28 protein-coding genes, 2 tRNA genes, 1 other RNA gene and 1 pseudogene are annotated in these 26117 nt (G+C 42.5%); 14 read left to right on the top strand and 18 right to left on the bottom strand.

The genetic code is table 11. The annotated features are described in order from the left end of the window. Positions 1-650, bottom strand: a pseudogene (locus tag B3143_RS13790) (isocitrate lyase); the annotation flags it as partial. Between the two features lie 681 nt (positions 651-1331). On the opposite strand from B3143_RS13790, the gene B3143_RS13785 reads away from it, so the two are divergent. From B3143_RS13785 to B3143_RS13775, 3 genes are all read left to right on the top strand, one after another. After that, positions 1332-2321 (top strand): LysR family transcriptional regulator, encoded by a 990-nt coding sequence (locus tag B3143_RS13785; protein WP_004784775.1) that lies wholly within the window; start codon positions 1332-1334, stop codon positions 2319-2321. A gap of 131 nt (positions 2322-2452) precedes the next feature. Next, entirely contained in the window at positions 2453-3775 is a 1323-nt protein-coding gene (locus B3143_RS13780; protein WP_004784777.1) for a hemolysin family protein, read from the top strand. Between the two features lie 55 nt (positions 3776-3830). Beyond that, positions 3831-4109 (top strand): hypothetical protein, encoded by a 279-nt coding sequence (locus B3143_RS13775; RefSeq protein WP_262735889.1) that lies wholly within the window; start codon positions 3831-3833, stop codon positions 4107-4109. Positions 4110-4147: 38 nt separating this feature from the next. Here the strand turns inward: B3143_RS13775 and B3143_RS13770 are convergent, their stop codons facing one another. Further along, positions 4148-4654, bottom strand: a complete 507-nt coding sequence (locus B3143_RS13770) for a hypothetical protein (protein ID WP_262735888.1) — start codon at positions 4652-4654, stop codon at positions 4148-4150. 168 nt (positions 4655-4822) lie between these two features. Between B3143_RS13770 and B3143_RS13765 the strand changes: the two genes are divergently transcribed. From B3143_RS13765 to B3143_RS13755, 3 genes are all read left to right on the top strand, one after another. Continuing rightward, a complete protein-coding gene (locus B3143_RS13765) occupies positions 4823-5551 on the top strand; it encodes a hypothetical protein (RefSeq protein ID WP_262735887.1) in 729 nt (242 codons plus the stop codon). Positions 5552-5732: 181 nt separating this feature from the next. Beyond that, positions 5733-5818 (top strand) — tRNA-Leu (locus tag B3143_RS13760). A gap of 93 nt (positions 5819-5911) precedes the next feature. Next, a complete protein-coding gene (locus B3143_RS13755) occupies positions 5912-6601 on the top strand; it encodes a hypothetical protein (RefSeq protein WP_262736138.1) in 690 nt (229 codons plus the stop codon). A 27-nt stretch (positions 6602-6628) separates the two neighbouring features. Here B3143_RS13755 and B3143_RS13750 read toward each other — a convergent pair whose 3' ends face one another. The 5 genes from B3143_RS13750 to rlmE form a co-directional block, all read right to left on the bottom strand. After that, positions 6629-6943: a DUF5713 family protein gene (locus B3143_RS13750; RefSeq protein WP_286716554.1), complete on the bottom strand. Its 315-nt coding sequence runs from the start codon at positions 6941-6943 to the stop codon at positions 6629-6631. A gap of 105 nt (positions 6944-7048) precedes the next feature. Then, positions 7049-7903 carry a dihydropteroate synthase gene (folP, locus tag B3143_RS13745; protein ID WP_262736140.1) on the bottom strand — a complete coding sequence of 285 codons (855 nt, stop codon included), beginning with the start codon at positions 7901-7903 and terminating at the stop codon, positions 7049-7051. Between the two features lie 78 nt (positions 7904-7981). After that, the gene (locus tag B3143_RS13740) at positions 7982-8596 is read right to left on the bottom strand and encodes a GNAT family N-acetyltransferase (RefSeq protein WP_286716552.1); all 615 of its coding nucleotides are present in this window, start codon (positions 8594-8596) and stop codon (positions 7982-7984) included. Positions 8597-8703: 107 nt separating this feature from the next. Continuing rightward, positions 8704-10593 carry an ATP-dependent zinc metalloprotease FtsH gene (gene ftsH / locus B3143_RS13735; RefSeq protein WP_034170205.1) on the bottom strand — a complete coding sequence of 630 codons (1890 nt, stop codon included), beginning with the start codon at positions 10591-10593 and terminating at the stop codon, positions 8704-8706. Positions 10594-10726: 133 nt separating this feature from the next. Further along, complete coding sequence (rlmE, locus tag B3143_RS13730) at positions 10727-11377, bottom strand: 23S rRNA (uridine(2552)-2'-O)-methyltransferase RlmE (protein ID WP_004784794.1); 651 nt, start codon at positions 11375-11377, stop codon at positions 10727-10729. 196 nt (positions 11378-11573) lie between these two features. Between rlmE and yhbY the strand changes: the two genes are divergently transcribed. Further along, positions 11574-11897, top strand: coding sequence for a ribosome assembly RNA-binding protein YhbY (gene yhbY / locus B3143_RS13725; protein WP_004784797.1), 324 nt, complete (start codon positions 11574-11576; stop codon positions 11895-11897). A gap of 11 nt (positions 11898-11908) precedes the next feature. Beyond that, positions 11909-12448 carry a DOMON-like domain-containing protein gene (locus B3143_RS13720; protein WP_034170177.1) on the top strand — a complete coding sequence of 180 codons (540 nt, stop codon included), beginning with the start codon at positions 11909-11911 and terminating at the stop codon, positions 12446-12448. Between the two features lie 280 nt (positions 12449-12728). Here B3143_RS13720 and B3143_RS13715 read toward each other — a convergent pair whose 3' ends face one another. Then, a complete protein-coding gene (locus B3143_RS13715; RefSeq protein WP_175967996.1) occupies positions 12729-12953 on the bottom strand; it encodes a hypothetical protein in 225 nt (74 codons plus the stop codon). A gap of 101 nt (positions 12954-13054) precedes the next feature. Further along, entirely contained in the window at positions 13055-13543 is a 489-nt protein-coding gene (locus B3143_RS13710; RefSeq protein ID WP_175967998.1) for a hypothetical protein, read from the bottom strand. Between the two features lie 310 nt (positions 13544-13853). Here B3143_RS13710 and carA point away from each other — a divergent pair, with 310 nt between their 5' ends. The 3 genes from carA (at position 13854) to greA (ending at position 18799) form a co-directional block, all read left to right on the top strand. After that, the gene (gene carA, locus B3143_RS13705; protein ID WP_005236823.1) at positions 13854-14993 is read left to right on the top strand and encodes a glutamine-hydrolyzing carbamoyl-phosphate synthase small subunit; all 1140 of its coding nucleotides are present in this window, start codon (positions 13854-13856) and stop codon (positions 14991-14993) included. A gap of 13 nt (positions 14994-15006) precedes the next feature. Then, the gene (gene carB, locus B3143_RS13700) at positions 15007-18237 is read left to right on the top strand and encodes a carbamoyl-phosphate synthase large subunit (protein ID WP_034170174.1); all 3231 of its coding nucleotides are present in this window, start codon (positions 15007-15009) and stop codon (positions 18235-18237) included. Positions 18238-18322: 85 nt separating this feature from the next. After that, positions 18323-18799: a transcription elongation factor GreA gene (gene greA / locus B3143_RS13695; protein WP_005236827.1), complete on the top strand. Its 477-nt coding sequence runs from the start codon at positions 18323-18325 to the stop codon at positions 18797-18799. Between the two features lie 76 nt (positions 18800-18875). Here greA and B3143_RS13690 read toward each other — a convergent pair whose 3' ends face one another. Then, positions 18876-19457 carry a TetR/AcrR family transcriptional regulator gene (locus tag B3143_RS13690; protein WP_175968000.1) on the bottom strand — a complete coding sequence of 194 codons (582 nt, stop codon included), beginning with the start codon at positions 19455-19457 and terminating at the stop codon, positions 18876-18878. A 138-nt stretch (positions 19458-19595) separates the two neighbouring features. Here B3143_RS13690 and B3143_RS13685 point away from each other — a divergent pair, with 138 nt between their 5' ends. Further along, positions 19596-20000, top strand: a complete 405-nt coding sequence (locus B3143_RS13685; protein WP_175968002.1) for a RidA family protein — start codon at positions 19596-19598, stop codon at positions 19998-20000. Between the two features lie 106 nt (positions 20001-20106). Beyond that, positions 20107-20721, top strand: a complete 615-nt coding sequence (locus B3143_RS13680) for a CatB-related O-acetyltransferase (RefSeq protein WP_004784815.1) — start codon at positions 20107-20109, stop codon at positions 20719-20721. A gap of 19 nt (positions 20722-20740) precedes the next feature. Here B3143_RS13680 and B3143_RS13675 read toward each other — a convergent pair whose 3' ends face one another. The 5 genes from B3143_RS13675 to coaD all read right to left on the bottom strand — a co-directional run bounded on the left by B3143_RS13675 (position 20741) and on the right by coaD (position 22970). Continuing rightward, on the bottom strand, positions 20741-21556 hold the full coding sequence (locus B3143_RS13675) for a hypothetical protein (RefSeq protein WP_004784817.1): 816 nt from the start codon (positions 21554-21556) through the stop codon (positions 20741-20743). Between the two features lie 104 nt (positions 21557-21660). Beyond that, a tRNA-Met gene (locus B3143_RS13670) sits at positions 21661-21737 on the bottom strand. Positions 21738-21809: 72 nt separating this feature from the next. Continuing rightward, positions 21810-22187, bottom strand: an RNA gene (rnpB, locus tag B3143_RS13665) — RNase P RNA component class A. Positions 22188-22213: 26 nt separating this feature from the next. Then, the gene (locus B3143_RS13660; RefSeq protein ID WP_034590121.1) at positions 22214-22477 is read right to left on the bottom strand and encodes a YfhL family 4Fe-4S dicluster ferredoxin; all 264 of its coding nucleotides are present in this window, start codon (positions 22475-22477) and stop codon (positions 22214-22216) included. A 1-nt stretch (position 22478) separates the two neighbouring features. Further along, the gene (coaD, locus tag B3143_RS13655) at positions 22479-22970 is read right to left on the bottom strand and encodes a pantetheine-phosphate adenylyltransferase (protein WP_004784820.1); all 492 of its coding nucleotides are present in this window, start codon (positions 22968-22970) and stop codon (positions 22479-22481) included. A gap of 138 nt (positions 22971-23108) precedes the next feature. On the opposite strand from coaD, the gene smpB reads away from it, so the two are divergent. Further along, positions 23109-23585, top strand: coding sequence for an SsrA-binding protein SmpB (gene smpB, locus B3143_RS13650; protein ID WP_004784822.1), 477 nt, complete (start codon positions 23109-23111; stop codon positions 23583-23585). A 51-nt stretch (positions 23586-23636) separates the two neighbouring features. On the opposite strand, the gene B3143_RS13645 is transcribed toward smpB, so the two are convergent. Genes B3143_RS13645 through rluD form a run of 3 tightly spaced genes read right to left on the bottom strand, consistent with a single transcriptional unit; the run spans position 23637 to position 26069 of the window. Then, the gene (locus tag B3143_RS13645; protein WP_004784824.1) at positions 23637-24197 is read right to left on the bottom strand and encodes a flavodoxin family protein; all 561 of its coding nucleotides are present in this window, start codon (positions 24195-24197) and stop codon (positions 23637-23639) included. A gap of 40 nt (positions 24198-24237) precedes the next feature. Then, positions 24238-24978: a peptidoglycan editing factor PgeF gene (gene pgeF, locus B3143_RS13640; RefSeq protein WP_004784825.1), complete on the bottom strand. Its 741-nt coding sequence runs from the start codon at positions 24976-24978 to the stop codon at positions 24238-24240. Between the two features lie 38 nt (positions 24979-25016). Further along, entirely contained in the window at positions 25017-26069 is a 1053-nt protein-coding gene (gene rluD / locus B3143_RS13635) for a 23S rRNA pseudouridine(1911/1915/1917) synthase RluD (RefSeq protein ID WP_004784827.1), read from the bottom strand. Between the last annotated feature and the right edge of the window lie 48 nt (positions 26070-26117).

Below are 26117 nucleotides of genomic sequence, written 5' to 3'. Positions count from 1 at the left end.
GAAACCTGGTTTTCGATTTGAAGTGCACAAGCACCCGCTTCGATCATTTTCTTAGCTAATAAGTAAGTTGCTTCTTCGTTACCGAAACCAGCGTCGATGTCCGCAATGATTGGCACAACGTGAGTTTGGAAGTTGTCGATTTGTGAAGTGATTTCAGCAGCTTTAGCTGTATCACCAGCGTCTTGAGCTTTTTTAAGTGCGCGGAACAGGTCGTTCAGTTCTTTCGCATCAGCTTGACGTAAGAATGTGTAGATTTCTTCGATCAATGCAGGAACAGAAGTTTTCTCGTGCATAGATTGGTCAGGAAGAGGACCGAATTCTGAACGAAGTGCGGCAACCATCCAGCCAGAAAGGTAGATATAGCGACGTTCAGTTGTACCGAAGTATTTTTTATTCGCAATCATTTTTTGCTGAGCGATGAAACCGTGCCAGCAGCCTAATGATTGAGTGTATTTGCTAGAGTCGGCATCATAAGCAGCCATATCACGACGCATAATCGCCGCTGTATATTTAGCAATGTCTAAACCAGTTTTGAAACGGTTTTGCATTTGCATACGCGCAGCATCTTCAGGACTGATGTCTGCCCAAGTGTTACCGAATTTCGCTTTTAATTCGCGGATTGCATCAATCGCTGTTTGGTATGTAGTCATGATATATTCCTGTATTAATATTAGGATTTTTCTGCAACGAACCGCTCAAATCACACCCTCAATGACTTGTTCAGATTTTCGACGATCCGTTGGGATAGCTAAAGATTAGTGGGCTTCGAAAAATTAATCCAATATTCTGCAAGAATTATCATTATTTATTTAAAAAATATGTAGATGAAAGTCTAATTATATATTGACCAATATTTTATAAGTTATTGTATTTTATATTTTATATTTGAATTTTTAAAATTGAATTTTGTCTAAAACATCAACAAAAAGAGCAAAAAATATTCATTAGACTTAAGTCTTGCAGGACTTTAGCAGCGCTTAATTTCAGCAATTTTTGTCTATTTTCTAAGCCTTAAAACTTGGAACACTTATTTCGAAGGAATTATTTTTCATTTATTTGTGGAAATATTTTTAGTCAAATCTGGCACATTATTTGCTAATTTCCTCTGTTTTGCAGAAATACCTTTCTTTCGTTTTTGGATGCAGCCAGATTTGCTTTCTGCTCTTAAAAATAGAGGAGGATTCAGGCTGGCAAAATCTACAGTGAAAGAGACTCTAAAAAGGTATTTCAGTACAATCAGCTGGGCTTTTTTTCATCAGTTGCGTACACAAGCTATAGTAGTTATGGCATAATCCATATAATTTCATAATTTTATTTTCGGTATTTTTTTTATGAATCTGGAGCGGGTCGATCTTAATCTCCTCATTTATCTTGACGTACTTTTACGTGAAAAAAATGTCACGCGTGCAGCAGAACAACTTGGGGTAACCCAACCTGCGATGAGTAACATTTTACGTCGCTTACGAAATTTATTTAATGATCCCCTCTTAATTCGCTCTTCTGAAGGTATGACTCCAACAGAACGTGCACTAGAACTCCAACCTCGTATCCGCGACGCCTTAGCGGATCTTTCCATGATTCTGGAACCGCGTACCGAGTTCCGTCCTTATACCTCAAATCGTGTCTTCCGTATCATGACTTCAGATTATGCTGAAGCCACACTGGTACCACGCTTGGTGAAAGCATTACGTTCAGAAGCACCGAATGTGGTTCTCGACTTCTTAACGCCAAGTGATGTGTCCTATCGTGACATGGAACAAGGTAAAGTTGATCTGGCGATTAACCGTTTTAATGAAATTCCACAAAGCTTCCACCAGGTACTGGTTTGGCGTGACAGCTTTTCTTGCCTGTTAAATAACAAGCATCCGGCTGCGGGCAACCTGAATCTGAAAAGTTATCTGGATGCACAGCATATCTGGGTATCAAAAACTGGTATGGGCGTTGGCTTTGGGGTAAACCCTGAGAAACAGGCAGGTCTCGGCTGGATTGACCAGGCCCTTGAGCGTATTGGTCAGAAACGTAAGATTTCGGTATTTACCCGTCATTATCAGATGCCCGGTCTTCTGGCTGCCAATGTAGATCTTGTAGCAACATTACCGACCCGTATTGCACGTCTGCAAGCCAAAAACCAGAACTTGCTCATTAAAGACCCACCATTCTATATTCCTGAGTTTGAATTGAAGATGGCGTGGTGTCCTTTATTGCATCATCATCCCGCCCATCGCTGGTTACGCCAGCTGATTCTATATGTAGCGCGTCAGATGATCGAAGAAGAAAATCGTGAATTTTTAATGAATAATTCGCAATTTTCGCATTATTAAATTGAATATTAGCTAAATTGCTCATTTTTAAGCTTATACTCTAGAGACTTGAGTTGCTTTATTTGTACCTCAAGTCTTTTTTTGTGTTAAAAATATTTTTAGCTAGATCATATTAATCCACAGGTGGATTCGTGAGCCTCTTTCAAAACATCGTGATTATCTTATTACTCATCGCGGGGGCCGGTTTTTTATCATTAACAGAAATCGCGCTTGCAGGTGCTCGTAAGGTCAAATTAAAAATTTTGGCTGAATCGGGAGATATTCGCGCTCAAAAAGTTTTAGATTTACAAGAAAACTCTGCTGACTTTTTTGCAGCTTCCCAAATCGGCTTAAACGCCGTTGCCATTTTAGGCGGTATTTTAGGTGAAGGCGCCTTCCGTCCTTATATCATCAATTTACTTTCCAGATTTTATCAAGGTCCCTGGACTGAAACGATTGCGTTCAGCTTATCCTTCACTGCAGTTACTTCATTATTTATTCTGTTTGCGGACTTGATGCCAAAACGTCTGGCCATGATCGCTCCAGAAAAAATTTCTGTCTCGGTAATTAATCCGATTCAGGTATTTATCAAAATCTGTAAACCATTGGCCTGGTTCATCAATGCCATTGCGAACCTGTTATTCCGTTTATTTAAAGTTAATACCATTCGAGATGACAATATTACCTTTGCTGATATTTCTGCGGTAATGGATGCGGGTGCTCAGGCAGGGGTGTTACAGAAACAGGAACATCACTTTATTGAGAACGTGTTTGAGCTTGAAGAACGTAATGTTCCTTCCAGTATGACGACTCGTGAAAATGTGGTGTTCTTTACCTTGAAAGAATCTGAAGCCAGTATTCGCCAGAAACTGGCTGAATTTCCTTACTCCAAGTTCCTGGTCTGTAATGAAAATATCGACGATGTAATTGGATATGTCGACTCCAAAGATATTCTGGTTCGTATTCTGAATAATCAGTCTTTACTTCAGTTGAATGAAAATACCATCCGTACGGTTCTGACCATTCCAGATACGCTAACCTTATCTGAATTACTTGACCGTTTTCGTTCGACCAAGGAAAAGTTTGCAGTCGTTATTAATGAATATGCCTTGGTCGTAGGTGTCATTACCCTTTCCGACATCATGATTACCGTGATGGGCGACTGGGTTACTCCCCTGGAAGAAGACCAGCAGATCATTAAACGTGACAGCAATTCATGGCTGATTGATGGCAGTACGCCTATTGAAGACATCAAACATGCGCTGGAAATTGATGAAATGCCGGATGAAGAGAATTATGAAACTCTGGCTGGTTTTATGATGTTCAAGCTGCGCAAGATTCCACGTCCTGCAGATATTGTGCTACATGCGGGTTATAAGTTTGAAGTTGTCGATGTTGATCATTTCAAGATTGACCAGTTACTGGTTACACGTATGCTGGAAGTGAAAAAACCACCGACAGAAGAATCAGAATAACCTGGTTCTTCTTCAATTTTTTTAAAACTCCAAAAACAATAATAATGAGACTTTTATGAATCTTGCTGCGCTACTCGCCTGTCTGAGTTTTTATTCGGCCTTATATTTATTCTATTTCTTCTTTATGCAAGATCAACAGCCTGTATTTCTGATCATAGCAATTGTGCTTATTTTACTTTCAATCTGGCTGACTCCCTATCCTTATGAACGGCACCGGCAAGGATTTGATTCGACTTTAAGAATAGGCGAATATTTTTATTATCCGCTCATCACTTGGTGGCGGCTGTTTATCCTTCCTATGCACTGGCTACTTTCCCTATTTTATTCTCATTAAAAAAGCACCCGAAGGTGCTTCTTTACATTCAATTCAGCTTAAATTTTTGATAAAAGCGCTTCAAGGACTGCCTGATAATGGATCTGGATATCTTCCTGCAAGATTTTGTAGGCATTATCAAATTGCACCATTGGCCAGCCTTCTTTCCAGAATGGGAAAATATTATGCAGGTCATGAGTCACGACAGCATCTTCACGTAGAATCGCCTGTGCAATCTGCGCCAGTACAAAGGCAGTTTCCGCGCCATCAATCGCCAGGTAATCAATACCACGGGCTTTTAAAATACGGATACGGTCTTTCTTATAACGGATTTTTTTGATTTGTGCTTCATTCAGATTCAGAGCCAGAGAAACCGCTTCAACAAATTTTTCTTCAAATGACTGATTCAATACAACCAACGCCTGCTTATGCGCTTCCTGACGACCCGCTTTACCACTCTGACGAATGACTTCTTTTGCTTCTGTATCTAGCTCATCATTCTTCATGGTTTGAAGGATGTCTAAAATTTCGATGTCGCTTAGCGTCGCAGGAGATTGATCAGTCATAAACTGTCCCTAAAAAATAAATATGCAATGGACTATTTTCGCATAAATCCTTACTAAAAAATTAAAATCTTTAGCTTCAACTCTAATAATTGCAAAATCCGGATCATCTCTATCATTCTTGCGTAAATTGGCTATAGTAGGCGGCAAGTTTCTGATTTACTTTTTATTATGCAAACCAAACAGATTGATCTTTTATTGCAGCAACTTAAACTGCTTTATCCGGCTGCCTTTAAAAGAAATTATCTGTTTTATGGTCAGATCAAAACCAAGGGTATTTTAAGTGATCTCAAGGAACTAATTCCCTGGGTGCTGGCTGCCATGATGTTTGTACCAATTAGCCTGGTTCTCAAAGATGTTTACTCCTCTAAGCTACCAACTGTCCAAGACTTTCAGGCGCAAGCTTATGCGATTCTGACTATTCTGCTATTTCTGATGCTGGTGGTTCCACTGGTGATCAAGCAGATCCGGCACTCTTCTCATTCCCTCTATCAATTTTTAAGACATACACCGATTAAACTCACTGTAGTCATTGTACTGGAAGCGCTGAATCTGGTTTTTCTACAAAGCAGTACGACCATGTGGATTCTATTCTTTTTCGGGATAAGTTTCGGTTTTGTACGGTTCTATAAAGAAAATATGTTCCGCCCTGCTATCAATAGCACTGAACAATATCAACTGCAGCAGTTACGTCGCATCTGTTTCTGGGCTTATCAACAAACCTGGAAACTGCGTCTGAAATTATTTTTTCATTCCAAGCCGACCTCCCCAAATGAAGAATTGAAAAATCAGCTTCAGCACTATGCGGATTTGCATACCCGTTTGTTTAAACTGGAACATGAGCAGTGCAAGAAGATTAAATACATCGATATCGATACTTATCTGGATGAGCACCTGTAAAAAGTTTTTTTTAAACACGTCCTGAAATAGAAAATTACATGACTTCTCACGCTTATCATCCAGCACTATAGAATTAATAGAATTAATTTCTAAATTTAAGCTACTGAATTGCTTGAAAATAAAGCAAACGTATTGAAATTTACTTGCCAAGCTTTATTTCGTCCTCTATTATTGCGCACATGCCCGAGTGGTGAAATCGGTAGACACAGGGGATTTAAAATCCCCCGCCCACAAAGCGTGCCAGTTCGAGTCTGGCCTCGGGCACCATTTTAATTCTGATTAGAATGGTGCAATGAAAAATCTCCAGCATTCAGCTGGTTTTTTTATGCGTGATTATCACCAATAGAATGTGCCCTCCCCATGTCTGCACCCCGTTCTTTTGATCTAGCCAGATTGCAATTACGCCATCCTGATGCATTCTTTTGCAGCCTCAGCTATGGCCGTTATAAATATTTGAACCAGACCACTGATCTATATCTGTATTTACGTATCGGTATTCTGATCATGATCACAGGTTTTTGCTGCCTGTGCTTTTCGCTGCCGTTTTATCCTGACTTTGTCACTTCAAAATATCAGGCGCTCAGTGCTGGTACCGTTGTCATGATTGGCATGCTTTATCCTTATATCTGGCGCGCCCAGTTTCAGGCGAAATACAGTTCTGCCCGCTATGCCAAGCGTTTACAACTCTGCCTGTATATGCAAACCCTGATTGCGATTCTGTCATTTATAAATTATCAGTATTTTCACTCAGCATTTATTACCTTGCCTTGCTTGGCCCTGCTTGCTTTCAGTAGCCTTGTACCAGTTTTAGTCGAGCCTTGTTTTAGAGTTTCGACTCGCAGCACCCTTCTGGTACGTTTGCAGAAAATCCGTCAACTGGCTTACTGGTCTTATCAGCAGTCGCAAAGCAAAGAGCCGGAACCAGTGCCTTATCACAAAGATTTAAAACAGTATTATCTGGATTTACATCATAGCTGCATGCGGGAAGAGCAGAAATTACTGGAAGAAATTCATTATAAAAATTTAAAAGACGTATTTTCAGATCATTAAAAAAAGCCCTGTTTAACAGGGCTTTTTCTACCATTCACGAGTCGCGACCAGCTCTTCCATTTCAACTTCGAAGTATCCCTGTTCCTGTACCACTATCATCATGGCTTCAGCAATATAATCTGCTGCGGTATCATCTAAAGAGGAATCCAGGTCTTCGAACTGCGGCTTCATTTCATTGATTTCTGCCACAGTCGCATTGGCAAACTGATAAATCTCATATTCAGATAAACCAGATTTTATCACCTTTTTGGCAAAACGTTCGATGTGCTGCTTTACTTCAGCAACCAGAATATCGGGATAATATTCATCATCGAACATTGGGAGAAGTAAATCTGCAAACATTACAGGCACTCTAAAACTATAACTAAAAATTAAGCGTGCCCTATATACCATATTGCCGCTTAAAAGCCAAACAGCACGCCGCCTGACATACAATCTAGCCAACAATTAAACTGCGGCTTGCATTGCCTTCCAAACCTTAATCGCATCTGCTGTCGCTTTGACATCATGTACACGTACCATGCAGGCACCTTGTTGAATACTTAGCAAGTGTGCTGCTACTGACCCCACTGCGCGTTCTACGGCTTCTGCTCCACCCAGCACCTGTCCAATGAAGCGTTTACGTGACAACGCCGACAATATTGGATAACCAAGTTGAGTCAGTTTGTACAATTCGTTCAATAGTTTCAGGTTCTGTTCAGCATTTTTGGCAAATCCAAAACCGGGATCAATCATAATATGCTCAGCTTTCACCCCGGCATCTAAAGCATCCTGCACCCGCTGTTTTAATTCCGTAATGACATCAAGCGTGACGTCTTGATACTGATCCAGATTATTCATCGTAGTCGGCTCACCACGCATATGCATGATGATCACCGGAATATTCAGTTCTGCTGCCGTCTCTAACGCTTGTGGACGAGTGAGCGCGCGTACATCATTCCAGATATGTGCACCCGCTTTCACGGCTGCTTTAATCACTTCTGGCTGTGAAGTATCAATCGAGATGATAACATCATGTTTAGATAGTTCTTCTACAACTGGAACCACACGACGAAGTTCTTCTTCAACGTCCACGACTGATGCACCCGGACGTGTAGATTCCCCCCCGATATCAATCACAGTGGCACCATCAGCAATCATTTCCAGGGCTTTTACTACTGCCTCATCTTTCTGATTGTGCAGCCCCCCATCGCTAAAGGAATCCGGAGTCACATTTAAAATTCCCATCACATGCGGCTGAGACAAATCCAGTTTCAAATGACCGAAAGTCCAGATCTGTGGTCGTAGTGGCTTCAGCTGCATGGTTCAATCCTAGTTCACAATAACCCCGGTATTGTCTTATGGAAAGATCAATAAAGCAAAGCTCAATCTATTCAATAGCTAGATTTCAAAATAGTTCTTATTGGAATATTGCATCAGCTTGGATTGCAGTAACGCTTTTACATCAACCCATTCGCTTTTTAAAATACTATAGATATAACTATCTCTGAGTGTCATGCCATCTTTACGCAGCATATGACATCTAATGATGCCATCCTGTTTGGCACCCAGAGCTTCAATAGCTTTTTGACTTTTAAGATTCAGATGATCAGTCCGAAAGCCTACCACGTGAGCATTCAGCTCTTCAAATGCATGCTGCAACAAAAGATATTTACAGACCCGATTTACATAGGTTCGTTGATAAGGTTTGGCATACCAGGTAAAGCCAATTTCAACGCGTGGAATTTCCGGCCTGATATCATGATAACTGGTGGTGCCAATCGCTCGGCCCGAATTCAAATAAATCACGGCAAAAGCCATTCTTTCACCTTTGGACTGCTGTTCAAAAGCTTGGATAAAGTAGTGTTTAAGTTTATGTAGGTAAGGCACCGAATTATATAACACTTCCCCTAAGTCACCTTCGGCACATGCAGTTTCTAAATCTGCAAAATGCTCCCAGCTCAGTGGCTCCAAACGTAGCTGATAAATATCGGATTCCAGAACAGGTAAATTCATTCTTATTTTTACTCATTGATTTTTATGAGTTGACTATAGCATTCAACTAGATATGACAAAATAATAGCCATAAAAAAAACCACCCGAAGGTGGTTTTAATTGTTAACTTAGTTCGCTGGTAATGGCGGAGGAGTCATTGGACCATCAGTCGGTGTTACATCAATCACTGGATTGTCTGAAACATAAACTTTAGGTGGTTTTGGCTCACGACCTTCCATAATGTCACGAATCTGTTCACGATCAATTGTTTCCCACTCAAGTAGCGCTTTCACCATGGCATGGGCAATATCTTTGTTATTTTCAAGGATATCGCGTGCAACCTTGTATTGCTCATCGATGATGCGACGAACTTCCGCATCTACCTGTTGTTGGGTGGCCTCAGAAATCGTACGGGTACCAATGCTACCCATAAATGACTGTTGAGAGTCATCTTCATAGACCATGACGCCTAACTTGTCCGACATACCATATTTGGTCACCATCGCACGTGCCATTTTAGTTGCACGTTCAAAGTCATTCGAAGCACCAGTCGACATCTGGTTAATAAATACTTCTTCTGCGATACGACCACCAAACAGGATTGAAAGTTCATTCAACATCTTGTCTTTATAATGGCTAGTCTGGTCAAACTCAGGCAACTGCCAGGTGACACCCAATGCCCAGCCACGCGGCATGATGGTGACTTTATGCACAGGATCTGTACCTGGAAGCATTTCTGCCACAATTGCATGACCTGCTTCATGGTAAGCCGTAGCACGACGCTCTTCTTCACGAAGTACCATCGATTTACGTTCAGGGCCCATGTACAGTTTGTCTTTCGCATCTTCAAAGTCATGCATATCGACGGTGTTCTTGTTACGACGTGCAGCAAATAATGCCGCTTCGTTTACAAGGTTGGCCAACTGTGCACCTGAGAAGCCTGGTGTACCACGAGCAAGCACTTTGACATCTACACCCGTAGTAGAAGGCAATTTCTTCAAATGTACATTCAGGATTTGCTCACGACCTTTAATATCTGGCAGACCTACCATGACTTGACGGTCGAAACGGCCTGGACGAAGTAAAGCTTTATCCAGTACATCAGCACGGTTAGTTGCAGCGATCACGATAATGCCTTCATTGCCTTCAAAACCGTCCATCTCTACCAGCATCTGGTTCAGAGTCTGTTCACGTTCATCATGACCGCCACCTGTACCTGAACCACGATGACGACCGACTGCATCAATCTCATCAATGAAGATAATACATGGTGCATGGCGTTTTGCCTGTTCGAACATGTCACGTACACGAGATGCACCGACACCGACAAACATTTCAACGAAGTCAGAACCTGAGATACTAAAGAATGGAACTTTTGCTTCACCCGCAATGGCTTTAGCCAGCAGGGTTTTACCTGTACCTGGAGGACCCACCATCAAGACGCCTTTAGGAATAGTCGCACCCAGACGTTTGAATTTTGCAGGATCTTTCAGGAAGTCAACGATTTCGACCACTTCCTGTTTTGCTTCATCACAACCCGCCACATCAGTAAATGTTACTTTGATCTGGTCTTCAGATAGCATTTTCGCTTTAGATTTACCAAAGCTCATTGGGCCATTCTTGCCGCCTGCACCGCCACCCATGTTGCGCATAAAGAACATGAATAACAAAATGATTAGAAGCACAGGGAAACTTGCAATCAGCAATTGCATGAGCAAGCCTTGACGTTGAGGCGCTTCACCTTCAACGACTACATTATTTTTAATCAGGCTTGGCATCAGTTCTGGGTCTTGAACTGCCGGGCGAATGCTTTCAAACTCTGAACCGTTTGATTTTTCACCGCGAATTCTTTCGCCATCAATTGTAACTTGTTTAATTTGGCCAGCATTGACCGCGGCAACAAACTCCGAATAGTTCATTGTAGTCGGTTGATTGCGGTCACTGACGTTGCTGAAGATTAACACCAGCACACCCAGTATCACGAGCCACAATACGGCATTCTTAAAAAGATCGCTCAAAGCTTTATTTCCCATTCCAATCTAATTTGATCATGCCCTCGAAGGGTGACCTTAATCAATAAGCTGCAAATCAATTTGCAATAATGTAAAAACCTACAAAATGCACAATTTTTAACGTGTTGGCAAGTAAACTTTATTTCAAAGCCTTCTTGCGTCCCTGTCCGACCAAAAACACTTCTTTCGAACGGGCACGTGATGCAGCAGGTTTAATCGTCTTCAATACATCAAAACTGTTAACGACTTCTTTACGAAATTCATCAAAACCTGAACCCTGGAATACTTTCACTACAAACTGTCCTTTCGGACCGAGTACCTTGTTGGCAAAATCCAGAGCAAGTTCACATAAATAAATCTGACGTGGTTGATCTACAGCTCTATTACCTGATGTATTGGGGGCCATATCTGAAATTACAACGTCTACTGTGCGTCCGTTTAAAATATTTAACAATTTATCGAATACTTCTTGTTCACGGAAATCGCCCTGCAAGAAAGTCACATCAGGTAGCGCATCCATTTCCAAGATGTCTGATGCAATCACCAGACCTTTGTCACCGACCAGTTTTCCGGCAATCTGGGACCAGCTTCCTGGGGCAGCACCCAAGTCCACTACAGTCATGCCGGGTTTAATAATGCCGTATTTTTCCTGAATTTCTAGCAACTTGTACGCAGCACGGGCACGATAACCTTCTTTTTGTGCTTTTTTCACATAAAAGTCATCAAGATGCTCTCTCATCCACGCACGACTACTTTTAGATAACTTTTGGTTGGTAATGCGTGTTGCCATAACTCTCTAAATAAAAAAAACTTCTAATGATTCATTGTACGTGAAAAACACATTTTTTGCAGTATACATGTGTATCTAAATCTGAGTATTCCGGTGTGATTTGCGATTATTTACAAGTGATTATTTCCTGAGAATTTACAGCGTTTATTTTTCGCTTTTGCTATACTAAGCCGTTTTAAAAATCAGGTTATCTCTCATGGCGTCTTTATCTATTCAGGAACGTAAGCGTTTACGTCAAATTGGACATGCATTAAACCCGGTTGTAATGCTTGGTGACAAAGGCTTAACTGAATCTGTAGTTGAAGAGCTAAATCGTGCCCTTAATGATCACGAACTCATTAAAGTAAAAGTGGTGGCTGAAGACCGTGAAGCACGTGCAGCACTCATTGCTGAACTTTCAGAAACTACAGGTGCTGAAGTGGTACAAACTATTGGTAAAATTGCGCTGCTTTACAAGAAAGCTCCAAAGCAAAACCAGAAGTTATCCAATCTTGTCCGTTTTGCCCATCTTTCTAACTAAGTACAGGATTTATGGCCAGTTACGAACTCAGCGCATTTGATCGCCGTTTTCAGGCAATCTCATTGGTCGGTGCCATCGAACAGCAAAATCCATGCAGCTTGAATGTCGGATTTTGGTTGCGCGATCCCAACCAGTACGTGCTGTGGCCAGAAATGGTTACTGCACATCCCCGTCGTGATTTTTTGTGGGAACAGACCTGCTTTGAAATCTTTATCGGGGTTCAGGGTGAAGATTATTATCGCGAAATCAATCTCTCCCCTTCTCAGGCCTGGCAAGCCTATCAGTTTGAGGAATATCGCTATCCGGAAGATATGCCGCCACCTGCTGCATACGATATCGAACTGAATCAGCTTAAACGCACCCATTATGGTCTGAATGTCAGTCTGGATCTGACCGAGTTTATGGTTGAGCACAAACTTAAATGGGCAGACCTGTTTATTGGTCTGACAGCAGTATTAAAAACCTCACAAGGTGATCAATACTTTGCAATGCAGCACAGCAGTCCAGAAGCAGACTTCCACAATAAACGGGATTGGCTGCATGTCTTTTAATGCAGATTAAAAGCATTTGCTGGATAAAAAAGATATTAAAAAACGTGAGCATTAAAGTCTCACGTTTTTTTATGGGCTTTTCCAGTTCATGCGTTCAAAGCTGGCTGTTATAGCTTGAGGAAAATATTTACCTGTATTTTCATTACATGGATTCAGGTCAATTAGCATTAAATTGATACAACTAGCCTGCTCTCTATACTTAGGGCTGGCTACTTTAATAATAATTTAAATGATATTTAAGCTGATAGACTAAGAGTTCGTTTTAATTGTTTTCGACATTTTAGTGATGTAAGCGGTGATTGTCCTGCACTGATTTTACCGCGGCATAAAAAATTACAGTTAACGTGAAGATGATCAGAATAATCGTTCCAAAAGTTAGTCCAAAGAATCCCAAGCATAACATCATCACACCCAGATAAAGTGCACGCATCAACCAACTTTCCAGATTAAGCATCATAATCAGCGTCAGTAAACCAAGTACACCTGCAAAATAATGCTGCTGCATCGTGACCCCCTTTCATTATTATTGTGAGTCCGTTTGCCTCAAAAAGACAAAGGAGAACGTATCCAGTTCTCCTTTCATGCAATTTAAGTCAGCGTATTCCCTTAATTCTTCAGCTCAGGGCTTTTTTCTGAACTTTCAGCTTTTACCATGGGTTTGACCTTTTTCAGGACCTCAATGGTGCTGTCTTTTGAGCGCTTGAATGTACCAGTCAGATGCTCTTTATGTTTGGTCGAGATCTGGCTGACATCTTCTTTCAGTTCTTTACCCATATTGGATAAGTCTTCAATCACTGCGGTAAATTCGGTTTTGATAAAACTGGTTAATTCAGTCAGTTCTTTTTGCGAACCAAATAACTGCTCTTTCAGAGTATCTATCCGTTGTAACAGATCCTGTTTTAACTGGCGTAACTGTTCCTGCACAGTATCACCCAGCTGTTTCGCTTCGACTTCAAGTTTCTCTTTGCTTTCTTCGATAGTTTCTACCACCTGTTCTTTGGCTTCAGCTGCTACTTTTTCAAGCTGTTCAGTCGTTTCTGAAACCACGGTATTGATCTTTTTCTTGGATTGGGAAGATTTCGCTGCTGTAGTCATGTGTCTTATTCCTATAGTTATATTACGACTCATTCATATTAGTAGTTTTGATAAAAATTAAGATTTGATTTGTTAGACAATTCTTAATTGCTTACATTTTTTTACGTTGTTCGTAAAACAGACTTTCAAGCAAAAAGCAAGCCATTTATCTCATACTTTTGCTGTAAAGCTATTGGACTTGGGGGGTGGTTCTGCGTATAATGCCGTGTTAAGTTCAAGCGAGCAGACATAGGAGGGTAGGTTTAAAAATTAACCTTCCTTTTTTTTCGTCTACTCGCTTTTTTACAGCCTAAATTTCAGGAGCTTTGGTTTGAGCACCCCAGCAATTTTAGCCCTTGCCGACGGAACTATCTTTAAAGGTACTTCAATTGGCGCATCGGGTTGTACGACTGGTGAAGTCGTTTTCAACACTGCCATGACTGGCTATCAAGAAATTTTGACTGATCCTAGTTATGCACAGCAGCTTGTAACGCTGACTTACCCACATATCGGTAACACAGGTTGCAACGAAGAAGACGCTGAATCAGGTCGTATTCATAAAGTATGGGCAAACGGTTTAATTATCCGTGACCTTCCTTTACTACATAGTAACTTCCGTGCGAATCAATCACTTGGTGATTATTTAAAACAGCACAATGTAGTTGCCATTGCTGACATCGACACGCGACGATTAACTCGAATTTTGCGTGATAAAGGTGCACAAAACGGTTGTATCCTTGCGGGTGAAAACATCACTGAAGAAGAAGCAGTCGAAAAAGCACGTGCATTCGGTGGTTTAAGTGGTTTAGACCTTGCGAAAGAATGCTGTGATCCGACCGGTTTCGAATGGACTGAAGGCTCATGGGCACTTGGCAAAGGCTTTACTCAACCTGAACTTAAATTCCATGTGGTTGCATACGACTACGGTGTCAAAACCAACATCTTGCGTATGCTCGCAGACCGCGGCTGTAAATTGACTGTGGTGCCTGCACAAACTCCTGCTGAAAAAGTACTTGCGTTAAATCCAGATGGCGTATTCCTGTCAAATGGTCCTGGCGATCCAGCTGCATGTGACTACGCAATTGAAGCTGTAAAAACAATTGTTGAAACAACTGAAATTCCAGTATTTGGTATCTGCTTGGGTCACCAGATTCTTGCTCTTGCATCGGGTGCTAAAACGGTAAAAATGCCGCACGGTCACCATGGCGCTAACCATCCTGTACAGAACATCGAAACTGGTACAGTGATGATTACTTCTCAAAACCACGGCTTCGCAGTGGATGAAAGCACCTTGCCTGCGGTATTGCGTGTGACTCATCGCTCACTGTTTGATGGTACAAACCAAGGTATCCATCGTACAGACAAACCTGCGTTCAGCTTCCAGGGTCACCCTGAAGCAAGCCCTGGTCCACATGACTGCGCACCATTGTTCGATCATTTCATCGAACTTATCGAAGCATCTAAGAAGTAATTAAGGAAGCATCATGGCTAAACGTACTGACATTAAAAGCATCTTGATCATTGGTGCTGGTCCGATCGTCATCGGTCAAGCATGTGAGTTTGACTACTCAGGTGCTCAAGCATGTAAAGCGCTTCGTGAAGAAGGCTACCGCGTTATTCTGGTGAACTCTAACCCAGCGACCATTATGACCGACCCTGCAATGGCAGATGCGACGTATATCGAACCGATTACCTGGCAGACTGTTGCAGCAATCATTGAAAAAGAGCGTCCAGATGCTGTCCTTCCAACGATGGGTGGCCAGACTGCACTGAACTGTGCCCTTGCACTGGATGCCAATGGTATTCTTGAAAAATACAACGTTGAACTGATTGGCGCGACCAAAGAAGCGATCGAAAAAGCAGAAGACCGTAAACTGTTTGACGAAGCAATGCGTAAAATTGGTCTCGAGTGTCCAAAAGCTGCAATTGCTGAATCTATGGAAGAAGCACTTGAGATTCAAGCGCGCTTCGGCTTCCCTGTGATTATCCGTCCATCATTCACTATGGGTGGTTCAGGCGGTGGTATTGCTTACAACCGTGAAGAATTCCTGGAAATCTGTGAACGTGGTTTCGACCTCTCTCCTACTCACCAGTTATTGATCGATGAATCATTGATTGGCTGGAAAGAGTACGAGATGGAAGTTGTTCGTGACAAAAACGACAACTGTATCATTGTATGTACCATTGAAAACTTCGACCCAATGGGCGTGCACACAGGTGACTCGATCACTGTTGCGCCTGCGCAAACGCTTACAGATAAAGAATTCCAGTTACTACGTAACGCTTCTCTAGCTGTACTTCGTGAAATTGGCGTAGAAACAGGTGGTTCTAACGTTCAGTTCGGTATTAACCCGAAAGACGGCCGTATGGTTGTGATCGAGATGAACCCGCGTGTTTCTCGTTCATCTGCTCTTGCATCTAAAGCAACAGGTTTCCCGATTGCGAAAATCGCAGCGAAACTGGCTGTGGGTTATACGCTTGATGAGTTGAAAAACGACATCACTGGCGGTACAACACCTGCATCATTCGAACCTGCAATCGACTACGTTGTAACCAAAATTCCTCGTTTCAACTTTGAAAAATTCCCACAAGCTGATGCAACTTTGACAACACAGATGAAATCTGTGGGTGAAGTGATGGCCATTGGTCGTAACTTCCAGGAGTCTATGCAAAAAGCGCTTCGTGGTCTTGAAGTGGGCGCTTCTGGTTTTGACGAAAAAATTGAAGTGGGTGCTGAAGGCGCGCGCGACAAAATCTTGCAAGAGCTTAAAGTGCCAGGTCCTGAGCGTATTTGGTACGTGGGCGACGCATTCCGTCACGGCTTTACTTTAGACGAAGTATTCGCTGCAACGAACATTGACCGCTGGTTCTTGATTCAAATCGAAGACATCATCAAAACTGAAAACCAGATCAAAACTTTAGGTTTTGGCGACTTGAACGCAGACAACATCCGTGCATTCAAACGTAAAGGTTTATCAGATCTTCGCATTGCGGACTTGATGGGCATTTCACAAAAACAATTCCGTAAACACCGTTGGAACCTGGGCGTCACTCCAGTTTACAAACGTGTGGATACATGTGCTGCAGAATTCGAATCTGATACTGCTTATATGTACTCAACTTATGATGAAGAGTGTGAATCTAATCCATCTAACCGCGACAAGATCATGGTGATTGGTGGCGGCCCTAACCGTATCGGTCAAGGGATCGAATTCGATTACTGCTGTGTACACGCTGCCCTTGCAATGCGTGAAGACGGCTATGAAACCATCATGGTGAACTGTAACCCTGAAACTGTTTCTACGGATTACGACACATCTGACCGTTTGTACTTCGAACCAATTACACTTGAAGATGTGCTTGAAATCGTACGTATCGAGAAGCCAAAAGGCATTATCGTGCAGTACGGTGGTCAAACACCTTTGAAACTGGCTCGTGCTTTAGAAGAAGCGGGTGCGCCGATCATTGGTACATCTCCTGATGCGATTGACCGCGCAGAAGACCGTGAACGTTTCCAGCAAATGATTCAACGTCTGCAACTTCGTCAACCAAATAACAGCATCGTAAAATCTGCTGAAGAAGGTATGGCTGAAGCATCTAAAGTAGGCTATCCACTTGTTGTACGTCCTTCTTACGTCCTTGGTGGTCGTGCGATGGAAATCGTGTACAACGACGAAGAACTCAAACGTTACTTACGTGATGCGGTTCAAGCATCAAACGAAGCACCTGTTCTGCTTGACCGCTTCCTGGATGATGCAATTGAAGTTGACGTAGACTGCGTATCTGACGGTAAAGACGTAGTAATTGGCGGCATCATGCAGCACATTGAACAAGCAGGTATTCACTCAGGTGACTCAGCATGTTCGATTCCTCCTTATTCTTTGTCTAAAGAGATTCAGGACGAAATGCGTCGTCAGACAATTGCAATGGCAAAAGAACTTGGCGTAATCGGTTTGATGAACGTTCAGTTTGCGGTTAAAGGCAAAGACGTTTACATCCTGGAAGTGAACCCACGTGCATCACGTACTGTGCCGTTCGTTTCTAAGTGTATCGGCGAATCTTTAGCGAAAGTGGCTGCACGTTGTATGGCGGGTCAATCTCTAGAATCTCAAGGATTCACTTCAGAGATTATCCCTGAACACTTCTCTGTAAAAGAAGCAGTGTTCCCATTCAACAAATTCCCTGGTGTTGATCCGATCCTTGGCCCTGAGATGAAATCGACTGGCGAAGTGATGGGTGTTGGTAAAACATTCGGTGAAGCATTTTATAAAGCTGTTCTAGGTGCGAACGAACGTCTACCTGGTCTTCCGACAGAAGGTGAAGTGAAACACGCATTCATTTCTGTACGTGACTCAGATAAACCTCGTGCAGCAGGCATTGCGAAACAATTGATTGACCTAGGCTTCAAGATTCTTGCAACTGATGGTACATTTAAAGTGATTAGCGAAGCTGGTCTTGAATGTGAACGCGTAAACAAAGTAACTGAAGGTCGTCCAAATATTGTGGACCGTATTAAAAACGGCGAAATCCACCTTGTAATCAATACGACTGAAGGTAAAAAAGCGCAGGAAGATTCATTCTCGATCCGTCGTTCAGCGCTACAAGGTAAAGTGTATAACACAACTACCTTGAATGGTGCTGATGCTGTATGCCAAGCTTTAGCAATTAAATTGCCAATGGATGTATATCGTTTGCAAGATTTAACAGTAGGTTAATTCGTTACTGAGAAGTCCCGTCACCTTCTCGGTGGCGGGCTTTTTTTCATTTATAGACTTTCATTTTTATTACTGAGGGACAACTATGCAACGTTATCCTATGACTCCCGAAGGCAAGCTTGCCTTAGAGAAAGAATTACACCAACTGAAAACTGTGGATCGTCCACGTATTACTGCAGCGATTGCAGAGGCACGTGAGCATGGGGATTTAAAAGAAAACGCAGAATATCATGCAGCACGTGAGCAGCAAGGTTTCTGTGAAGGCCGCATTCAGGACATCGAAGGTAAACTGGGTGCTTGCCAAGTCATTGATGTTAAAGAACTGGAGCAAAACGGTCGTGTAGTTTTTGGCGTCACTGTGACTATTGAGAATCTGGACACTGAAGAACGCAAAACTTACAAAATCGTAGGCGATGACGAAGCAGACTTTAAGATCAACAAGATCTCTGTAAACTCTCCGATTGCGCGTGGTCTGCTGGGTAAAAACGAAGGCGACGATGTGAAAATCGTAACTCCACAAGGTGAAGTTGAATACGAAATCGTAAGCGTTGAATATATCTAATTTTAAATAGATATTTTAGGCTGTAAGACCCCTCAGATGAGGGGTTTTTTATTGAACCTAGAAATTTCTATCGGCTTTATTTTAAAAATCCAGACGCCAATGCTTCAAATGCCTGTAAAGCCTGAGGTAAGACCTGTGCAGGTTCCTCACTAGAAGCAACCCACAGTGCTGCATTCATTGCTGCACCATTTAGCAAGACTGCCGCAGCAAGTGCATCGACTGGTTTCAATCTATCTTCAGCCAGTAACTGTTCTACGCATTCACGTGTCGACTGCAGGCATTTACTTTGACTTGGCCAATGTGCGGGATCTCCTAATACTGCCGGACCATCACGTAGCACAATCTGTTGAAACTCAGCATTCAAAGCATTTTCAATATAAGTACGCCCTTCCAACATCAATCCTTCCCATAGATCATCAGGCTGCTCCAGATGTTGCCCGGCATATTCAGCCATTTCTGAATCAATCTGATCGACCACGGCGGCAAACAAGCCTTTTTTATCTCCAAAATGATGGTATAGCGCACCCCGGGTCAGCCCTGCTTCTGCCGTGAGCTTATCCATTGAAGTATCCGCATAACCATATTCAGCAAATGCACGACGTGCGACTTCTATGAGTTTTTTGCGGGTTTCCGCCATTTTTTGTTCACGTACAGACATATGTTGTTTCCATCAGCATTGTGAAAAATTTTAATTGACATACGTCTCGTATGTCAATTATGTTTACATACGATACGTATGTGAAGATCTAAACAGCTTTCTAAAATACGTATAAATTAAAATTGAGCGAGAATTATCATGACTAGAACTGCAATATTTCCCCAAGATCGCCATGCTTTGTATGAACAGCATGGTTATTCTGCTGCCATCAAATCAGAAGATTTATTATTTGTATCCGGTCAGGTTGGTAGCCGTGAAGATGGCAGCCCCGAACCTGACTTTGAGAAACAGGTAGAACGAGCCTTTGAAAACTTGGCTGCTACATTAGATGCAGCTGGCTGTACTTTCGATGATATTGTCGATGTCACAACTTTTCATACTGATCCGGAACGGCAGTTCGAAAGCATCATGAAAGTGAAAAGTCGGATATTTACAGAGAAGCCTTATCCTAACTGGACAGCAGTAGGTGTCACGTGGTTAGCAGGTTTTGATTTTGAAATTAAAGTGATTGCTCGTATTCCTACAGCATCCCCACCAGTCTAATCATTTGCGTTATTCGCAGTCGCTTGAGCGTCTTTTAGATATTATTCAGCAAGTTTAAACACCGATTAGGTATAATTTCTTATTCACTATTTTTTGTATCCCCCTTATGGCTGAAAAGTTAATTAATTCTCCGGTAAATCATTGGTGTGAATTCGAGTTCATTTCTAAAACGGTGAAGAACCCAAATATTCATATCAAAGGGAATTATTCCTACTATTCAGCTTATTGGGATCAGGGTTTTGAGCGTTGTGTAGTGCGTTATTTACATGATAAGCCTGCAACGCCTGAGAAGCCGATTGATCAGCTCTATATCGGCAATTTCGTCTGTTTCGGCGCAGAATGTGTGATTATGATGGGTGGCAACCAGTTACACCGTACCGATTGGATTTCAGCATTTCCGTTCGATACACGTAGTTTTGTGCCTGCTGGGGACACAGTCATTGGTGATGGGTGTTGGATTGGCTCTCGTGCCATGATTATGCAAGGGGTGAAGCTTGGTGAAGGTGCTGTAGTCGCTACAGGTGCAGTAGTCACTAAAGACGTACCGCCTTATGCTGTTGTAGGTGGTGTACCTGCAAAAATTATTAAATACCGCTTCCCACAAGAAGATATTGAAAAACTGCTTTCCCTTAAAATCTACGATATTGATGAAAAGCAGTTTTTAAAAATGCGTGAGCAGTTGCAGACGGATGATGTGAATAAAATTGTCAGTTTTTTTTAAATGCAAATAATCGTATTTATTAAACTTTACGAGCTAAAGCTTCTTCTTTATTGATGATTTCACATTTTGTATCTATATATACTTGCTCTGTTTCACAGTCAATATTGCTATAAACATTACAAGATATATATTGCTCATATGACCTACCGTATATATCTTGATATACGACTTTAAAAAGTCTCGAAAAATCGAATTTCCCTTCTAAAAACTCATATGCGCACTGACCATCAATTTCAAAAGTAATATTGCATGTCTGTGAGTTTTCAAACTTATAAAGTCTTTTTTGAATATCGGGTTGTCCTTTTCGTGATCTAACTATCAAATTCCTAGCAAGTTCTCCCAAATTAGTAATTTTTAATTGAAACTCTATTCTTTTATCTATGTAAGTATCGATAATATTATCATTTTCATCATAAATAGGTTCATCAACTTCATAGTTGTTAGACATATTAAAATCATATTCAAAATATGGTTGAACCTCAAAATGCTTTTGTTTCAACTCTTCTTCATATACTGCAGCTAGACGTGTTTGTTGCTCTACAGAAGCTTGCATTTCCTTTACTTGAGCTAGCAATGCTTTACTACTAGTATTTAATTCTTTCGCTTGCATTTTTAAAGCTTCAGAATTTTGCCTTAAACCTTCGCCTTGTTGGTAAAAACCTGCGACAAGCCAAAAAAATCCAAGTGGTGCAAATGTTCCAGCAATAAAATCCCCTATCGCATTTAGCTCAAGACCCGTTAAAGTTCCTCTTTTTATGATCAATAGGCAAAAAATAAATACGATCCATAAAATAGAAATACTACCAACAATATTTTTAGAGAAAATTTTATCCATATGAAATTTATAAATCTTTTATCAATCTAAAAAGTATATCTATTAGCTTAATAATTTAACAGGCATAAAAAAACCCACTCAATCGGAGTGGGTTTTTCAGAATATGGTGGCTATGACGAGACTTGAACTTGTGACCCCCGCATTATGAGTGCGGTGCTCTAACCAACTGAGCTACATAGCCTTAAACTGTGGGCGCATTATGGGTTTTTCTGTTTAGAACGTCAAGCCCATATTGTGCTGATTGATCAAAATTTGGTGAAGTGAGCCGATAAGCCGGGTTCTGTCGAGAACGATCATTCCTCTAGGCGTACAATCACTCATACGCTCAAGCGACCTACCCGGATCCAGCATGGGCCATGCCTAAAGGATCCCTATTTGGTCTTGCTTCCGGTGGGGTTTACCATGCCATGAACTGTTACCAGTCATGCGGTGCGCTCTTACCGCACCCTTTCACCCTTACCTCCGATTCCGATTGCTCGAAACCATAATGAAGGCGGTCTACTCTCTGCTGCACTTTCCGTCGGCTCACGCCGCCCAGGCGTTACCTGGCACCTTGCCCTATGAAGCCCGGACTTTCCTCCCCTGCTTCAATCACGGAGATCTCCACAGCAGCGATCGTCTGGCTCACTTCGAGCCGCATAGTACCAAATCTGGCGACTAATTGCTTGATGTTTTTTGAGCAGTCAGTTTTTCATACTTGGCCTGAAGCTCCTCACGGGTCTCGGCATGGTTCGGATCAAGCGGGATACAGTCCACAGGACAAAATAACTGGCACTGTGGTTTGTCGTGATGTCCGACGCATTCTGTACACAGGTTTGGGTTAATTTCATAGATGACGTCACCCATGAAAATTGCCTCATTCGGACAGACAGGTTCACAGACATCACAATTGATACATTCATCGGTGATATATAAAGACACTCTACCAACCTTGTTGAAGTTTACGCTCGAAGGCTTCAACCACGTTTGGCGGAACAAACTTGGTCACATCACCTCTTAAACGAGCAATTTCACGCACCAATGTGGATGAAATAAAAGAATATTGCTCTGAAGGGGTTAAAAATACCGCTTCAAAATGAGAATCCAGTTGACGGTTCATGTTGGCCAGCTGGAATTCATACTCAAAATCGGACACTGCACGTAAACCACGCAACACCGCTGTCGCATTCTGCTCGCGGAAGAAGTTCACCAGCAGGCCATCAAATCCTACAAATTCAACATTGTTCAAATGGCTTAATGACGTTTGGGCCAGTTCAACTCGTTCTTCCAGACTAAATACCGGGTTTTTGTGATGTCCGATGGCAATCGCAACTACAACTTCATCAAACATCTTTGCTGCGCGGGTCACCAAATCAATATGGCCATTGGTGATCGGATCAAAAGTTCCCGGATAAATTACACGAGTTTTAGTCATCCATTTGTACTCTGTTTATTGTGTAAGTTTCCATTTTAACAAAATCTTCATTTTTTAGTGAAGAAACTCCATCAATTTAAACACTTCAACTCAATAAAAGTTACGGTACAATAGCTGTAACTTTGGAAGTGTCTGATTATGGCGAAAGCAACTGTAGTTAAAAAAAATAACGGCGGAACGATTGCTCTGAACAAACGTGCCCGTCACGATTATTTTATTGAAGAAAAATTTGAAGCTGGACTTTCCTTGCAAGGCTGGGAAGTAAAATCCCTGCGTGCCGGTCGTATGAGTATTGTGGAGAGCTATATCACCTTTAAAAATGGTGAAGCCTTCCTGTTCGGCGCACAGATTCAGCCTTTACTGAGTGCATCTACCCATGTTGTCCCTGAAGCGACGCGTACCCGTAAACTGCTGCTGAAACGCCGTGAAATTGAAAAACTCATGGGCGCGATCAACCAGAAAGGTTATTCCTGTGTACCACTGGCCTGTTACTGGAAAGGCCCGCATGCCAAGCTGGAAATTGCGTTGGTAAAAGGTAAACAGTTACACGACAAGCGTGCATCTGAAAAAGACCGTGACTGGCAACGTGATAAAGCGCGTATTTTCCATAAATAATGCCAGCAATAAAAAACCTCCAATGAATGGAGGTTTTTTTTACAGATCGAATTAGGCTTTTAGATTCAGACGAGCTAGTGTCAAGGCAATATATTCACCAAACCAGATCGCGGTTTGTAAATCCCCTTCCGGTGGTGTTACTTCAACAGGTGCATTGTCAGATTGGGTCATAAGGCCCAGAAAGCTCGACATACGATTCAGATCGGTAGTGGAACGACCTGTCGGCATTAACGGTAGACCTGACCACAACATGCCATGTTGCATCGCAAACAGATTAATCTGCTGCAAGACAGCCAGCTTGTCCCCACTTAAACCACCACCATTGGTGAAGGCTGCTGCCAGCTTGCCTTGCCAGCTACGTGCCAGCCAGCGCTTGGAAGACTGCTCCATAAACAACTTCATGGCAGAGGTTAGACTACCCATATAGGTTGGACAGCCAAATACAATCGCATCGGCAGCGTCCAGCACCTCCCAATCCACCTGTTCCACATTCATCATATACACCTGGACACCAGTTTTTTGTGCGCCTTCGGCAATGAAGTTTGCCACTTTAGCCGTGTGTCCATAAGGACTGTGATAAACAATCGCAACAGATTGGGAAGATAGGGACATAACAATCAAAAACCAAGAATTTCAATCAAGTTTAACATTTTCATGCTATAAACACGAATGTTGCCATACGTCCGGTTTTGGCTTCACGGCGATAAGAAAAGTATTCATTCGCCTGACGATATGAACACTGATCGCCACCTAAAACAGTCTCAACGCCCTGCTGCTGCAAGATGTAACGCGCTATCGCATACAGATCCGCATAGTATTTTCCGGCCTGTTCCCCTGCCTGAAATGCACTGTCCAGTTCAGGATATTTGGAACAGAAAGCTTCTCTTACTTCTGCGCCAATTTCAAAACAAGGCTGGCTGATGGCCGCACCAAGCCACGCCCAGGTAGGCTTGGTTTGCATCGCGGCAATAGTATTTTCAACGATACCGCCTGCCAGCCCACGCCAACCCGCATGCAGATTGGCCACTTCAGTGCCTTCGGTATTACCCAGCACCACTGGCAAGCAGTCTGCCGTCATCATCATCAAGGCATGGGCCTTGCGCTGTGTGACCAGACCATCACCGATCAGCGCATCGAAAGGCATCTGCTCATTGATGGTATGACAAATGGTGCTATGCGTCTGTGTCATCCAGGTAATTTTGTCCACACCAAAAGGCTGGAAGTCTTTCAACAGCTGGATGCGGTGCTTCTGCACTCGCACCGGATCGTCCTTGACATGCAAAGCCAGGTTAAAGCCGGCCAGTTCTGGCTGGGCTGAAGGCTGTACCTGTTCATGATGAACACGGGTCTGACCCACATAAACGCCTTGAGGCAAACCTTGTACAAATTGCATGTCGCTTCCCTTTTAATGACTGCTAATAGAATGAAAAATTAATAGGCCTTGTTTTCGCTACGCAGCACTTCAACCAGATTGGCGAAGTCTTCTGGCCATGGCGCATTAAAGGTCATTTCTTCTTTAGTGCGTGGATGCTTCAGACCTAGAGTCGCTGCATGCAGTGCCTGACGTTTAAAACCACGCAAGGTGTCATCTAGCAATTGCGAAGCACCGGCTGGCATACGCACACGTGGCATATAGACCTGATCACCCACCAGACCATAGCCCAGGTAGCTAAAGTGCACACGAATCTGGTGCGTACGACCGGTTTCCAGACGTGCCTGAATACGGGTGAAATGCTGGAAGCGTTCTTTCACATTGTAGTGCGTCACCGCTTCCTTACCGCCTGGCAGGACTGCCATTTTCACACGATCAACCGGATGACGTTTAATCGGTTCATCAATGGTACCGCCGGCAATGATGTTGCCATAGACAATCAGGTCATACACACGGTAAACGGTCTTTTTCTCAAGCTGCTTACTAAGCGCAAACTGCGCTTCCAGATTTTTTGCGACAACCAATAGGCCACTAGTGTCTTTATCGATCCGGTGCACTAAACCTGCACGCGCCAGTTCAGAAGATTTCGGATAATGATGCAGCAAAGCATTGACCAGTGTACCAGTCATATTACCTGCACCCGGATGCACCACCATGCCTACTGGTTTGTTAATGACAATGATGTCATCATCTTCATAGACGATATCCAGTGGAATATCTTCAGGCAGACTACGGGTTTGTGCCTCCAGTTCAACGTTTAAAGTCAGGGTTTCAAAACCGTCACTTTTAAATTTTGGCTTAACTGGTTGACCATTCACTAATAAATTGCCGTCTTTGATCCATTGCTTGAGCTTTTCTCGAGAAAAATCGCTCCAGACCATGGCTGCAATCTGGTCGATACGTTGCCCGATATAACTTTCATCCAATTGAAATTGCAACGATAAACGTGTTGCAGTTGCGTCTGAAGTATGGTTATCTGCATCCTCAGAATCTTCAAGTAAATTGAAATCAGTATCAGGGATATTAGAATTGGAAGATTGTGCTTGACTCATTTGCTCATTCAGACAAAAGTGGTTTAATAGTGCAATTGTAGCTCATTG

Source organism: Acinetobacter sp. UBA1496 (genome assembly GCF_002324975.1).
In the GTDB taxonomy this organism is placed as follows: domain Bacteria; phylum Pseudomonadota; class Gammaproteobacteria; order Pseudomonadales; family Moraxellaceae; genus Acinetobacter; species Acinetobacter variabilis.
Note: the sequence above shows the minus strand (reverse complement) of the source record. Positions and strands in the feature narration are given on the sequence as shown.

Excerpts from the sequence above, each read along its gene's own strand:
- B3143_RS13785 (WP_004784775.1), top strand. The coding sequence starts at position 1,332 with ATGAATCTGGAGCGGGTCGATCTTAATCTCCTCATTTATCTTGACGTA.
- B3143_RS13775 (WP_262735889.1), top strand. The coding sequence starts at position 3,831 with ATGAATCTTGCTGCGCTACTCGCCTGTCTGAGTTTTTATTCGGCCTTA.
- B3143_RS13770 (WP_262735888.1), bottom strand. The coding sequence starts at position 4,654 with ATGACTGATCAATCTCCTGCGACGCTAAGCGACATCGAAATTTTAGAC.
- B3143_RS13765 (WP_262735887.1), top strand. The coding sequence starts at position 4,823 with ATGCAAACCAAACAGATTGATCTTTTATTGCAGCAACTTAAACTGCTT.
- B3143_RS13755 (WP_262736138.1), top strand. The coding sequence starts at position 5,912 with ATGTCTGCACCCCGTTCTTTTGATCTAGCCAGATTGCAATTACGCCAT.
- B3143_RS13750 (WP_286716554.1), bottom strand. The coding sequence starts at position 6,943 with ATGTTTGCAGATTTACTTCTCCCAATGTTCGATGATGAATATTATCCC.
- folP (WP_262736140.1), bottom strand. The coding sequence starts at position 7,903 with ATGCAGCTGAAGCCACTACGACCACAGATCTGGACTTTCGGTCATTTG.
- B3143_RS13740 (WP_286716552.1), bottom strand. The coding sequence starts at position 8,596 with ATGAATTTACCTGTTCTGGAATCCGATATTTATCAGCTACGTTTGGAG.
- rlmE (WP_004784794.1), bottom strand. The coding sequence starts at position 11,377 with ATGGCAACACGCATTACCAACCAAAAGTTATCTAAAAGTAGTCGTGCG.
- yhbY (WP_004784797.1), top strand. The coding sequence starts at position 11,574 with ATGGCGTCTTTATCTATTCAGGAACGTAAGCGTTTACGTCAAATTGGA.
- B3143_RS13720 (WP_034170177.1), top strand. The coding sequence starts at position 11,909 with ATGGCCAGTTACGAACTCAGCGCATTTGATCGCCGTTTTCAGGCAATC.
- B3143_RS13715 (WP_175967996.1), bottom strand. The coding sequence starts at position 12,953 with ATGCAGCAGCATTATTTTGCAGGTGTACTTGGTTTACTGACGCTGATT.
- B3143_RS13710 (WP_175967998.1), bottom strand. The coding sequence starts at position 13,543 with ATGACTACAGCAGCGAAATCTTCCCAATCCAAGAAAAAGATCAATACC.
- carB (WP_034170174.1), top strand. The coding sequence starts at position 15,007 with ATGGCTAAACGTACTGACATTAAAAGCATCTTGATCATTGGTGCTGGT.
- greA (WP_005236827.1), top strand. The coding sequence starts at position 18,323 with ATGCAACGTTATCCTATGACTCCCGAAGGCAAGCTTGCCTTAGAGAAA.
- B3143_RS13690 (WP_175968000.1), bottom strand. The coding sequence starts at position 19,457 with ATGTCTGTACGTGAACAAAAAATGGCGGAAACCCGCAAAAAACTCATA.
- B3143_RS13685 (WP_175968002.1), top strand. The coding sequence starts at position 19,596 with ATGACTAGAACTGCAATATTTCCCCAAGATCGCCATGCTTTGTATGAA.
- B3143_RS13680 (WP_004784815.1), top strand. The coding sequence starts at position 20,107 with ATGGCTGAAAAGTTAATTAATTCTCCGGTAAATCATTGGTGTGAATTC.
- B3143_RS13675 (WP_004784817.1), bottom strand. The coding sequence starts at position 21,556 with ATGGATAAAATTTTCTCTAAAAATATTGTTGGTAGTATTTCTATTTTA.
- coaD (WP_004784820.1), bottom strand. The coding sequence starts at position 22,970 with ATGACTAAAACTCGTGTAATTTATCCGGGAACTTTTGATCCGATCACC.
- smpB (WP_004784822.1), top strand. The coding sequence starts at position 23,109 with ATGGCGAAAGCAACTGTAGTTAAAAAAAATAACGGCGGAACGATTGCT.
- B3143_RS13645 (WP_004784824.1), bottom strand. The coding sequence starts at position 24,197 with ATGTCCCTATCTTCCCAATCTGTTGCGATTGTTTATCACAGTCCTTAT.
- pgeF (WP_004784825.1), bottom strand. The coding sequence starts at position 24,978 with ATGCAATTTGTACAAGGTTTGCCTCAAGGCGTTTATGTGGGTCAGACC.
- rluD (WP_004784827.1), bottom strand. The coding sequence starts at position 26,069 with ATGAGTCAAGCACAATCTTCCAATTCTAATATCCCTGATACTGATTTC.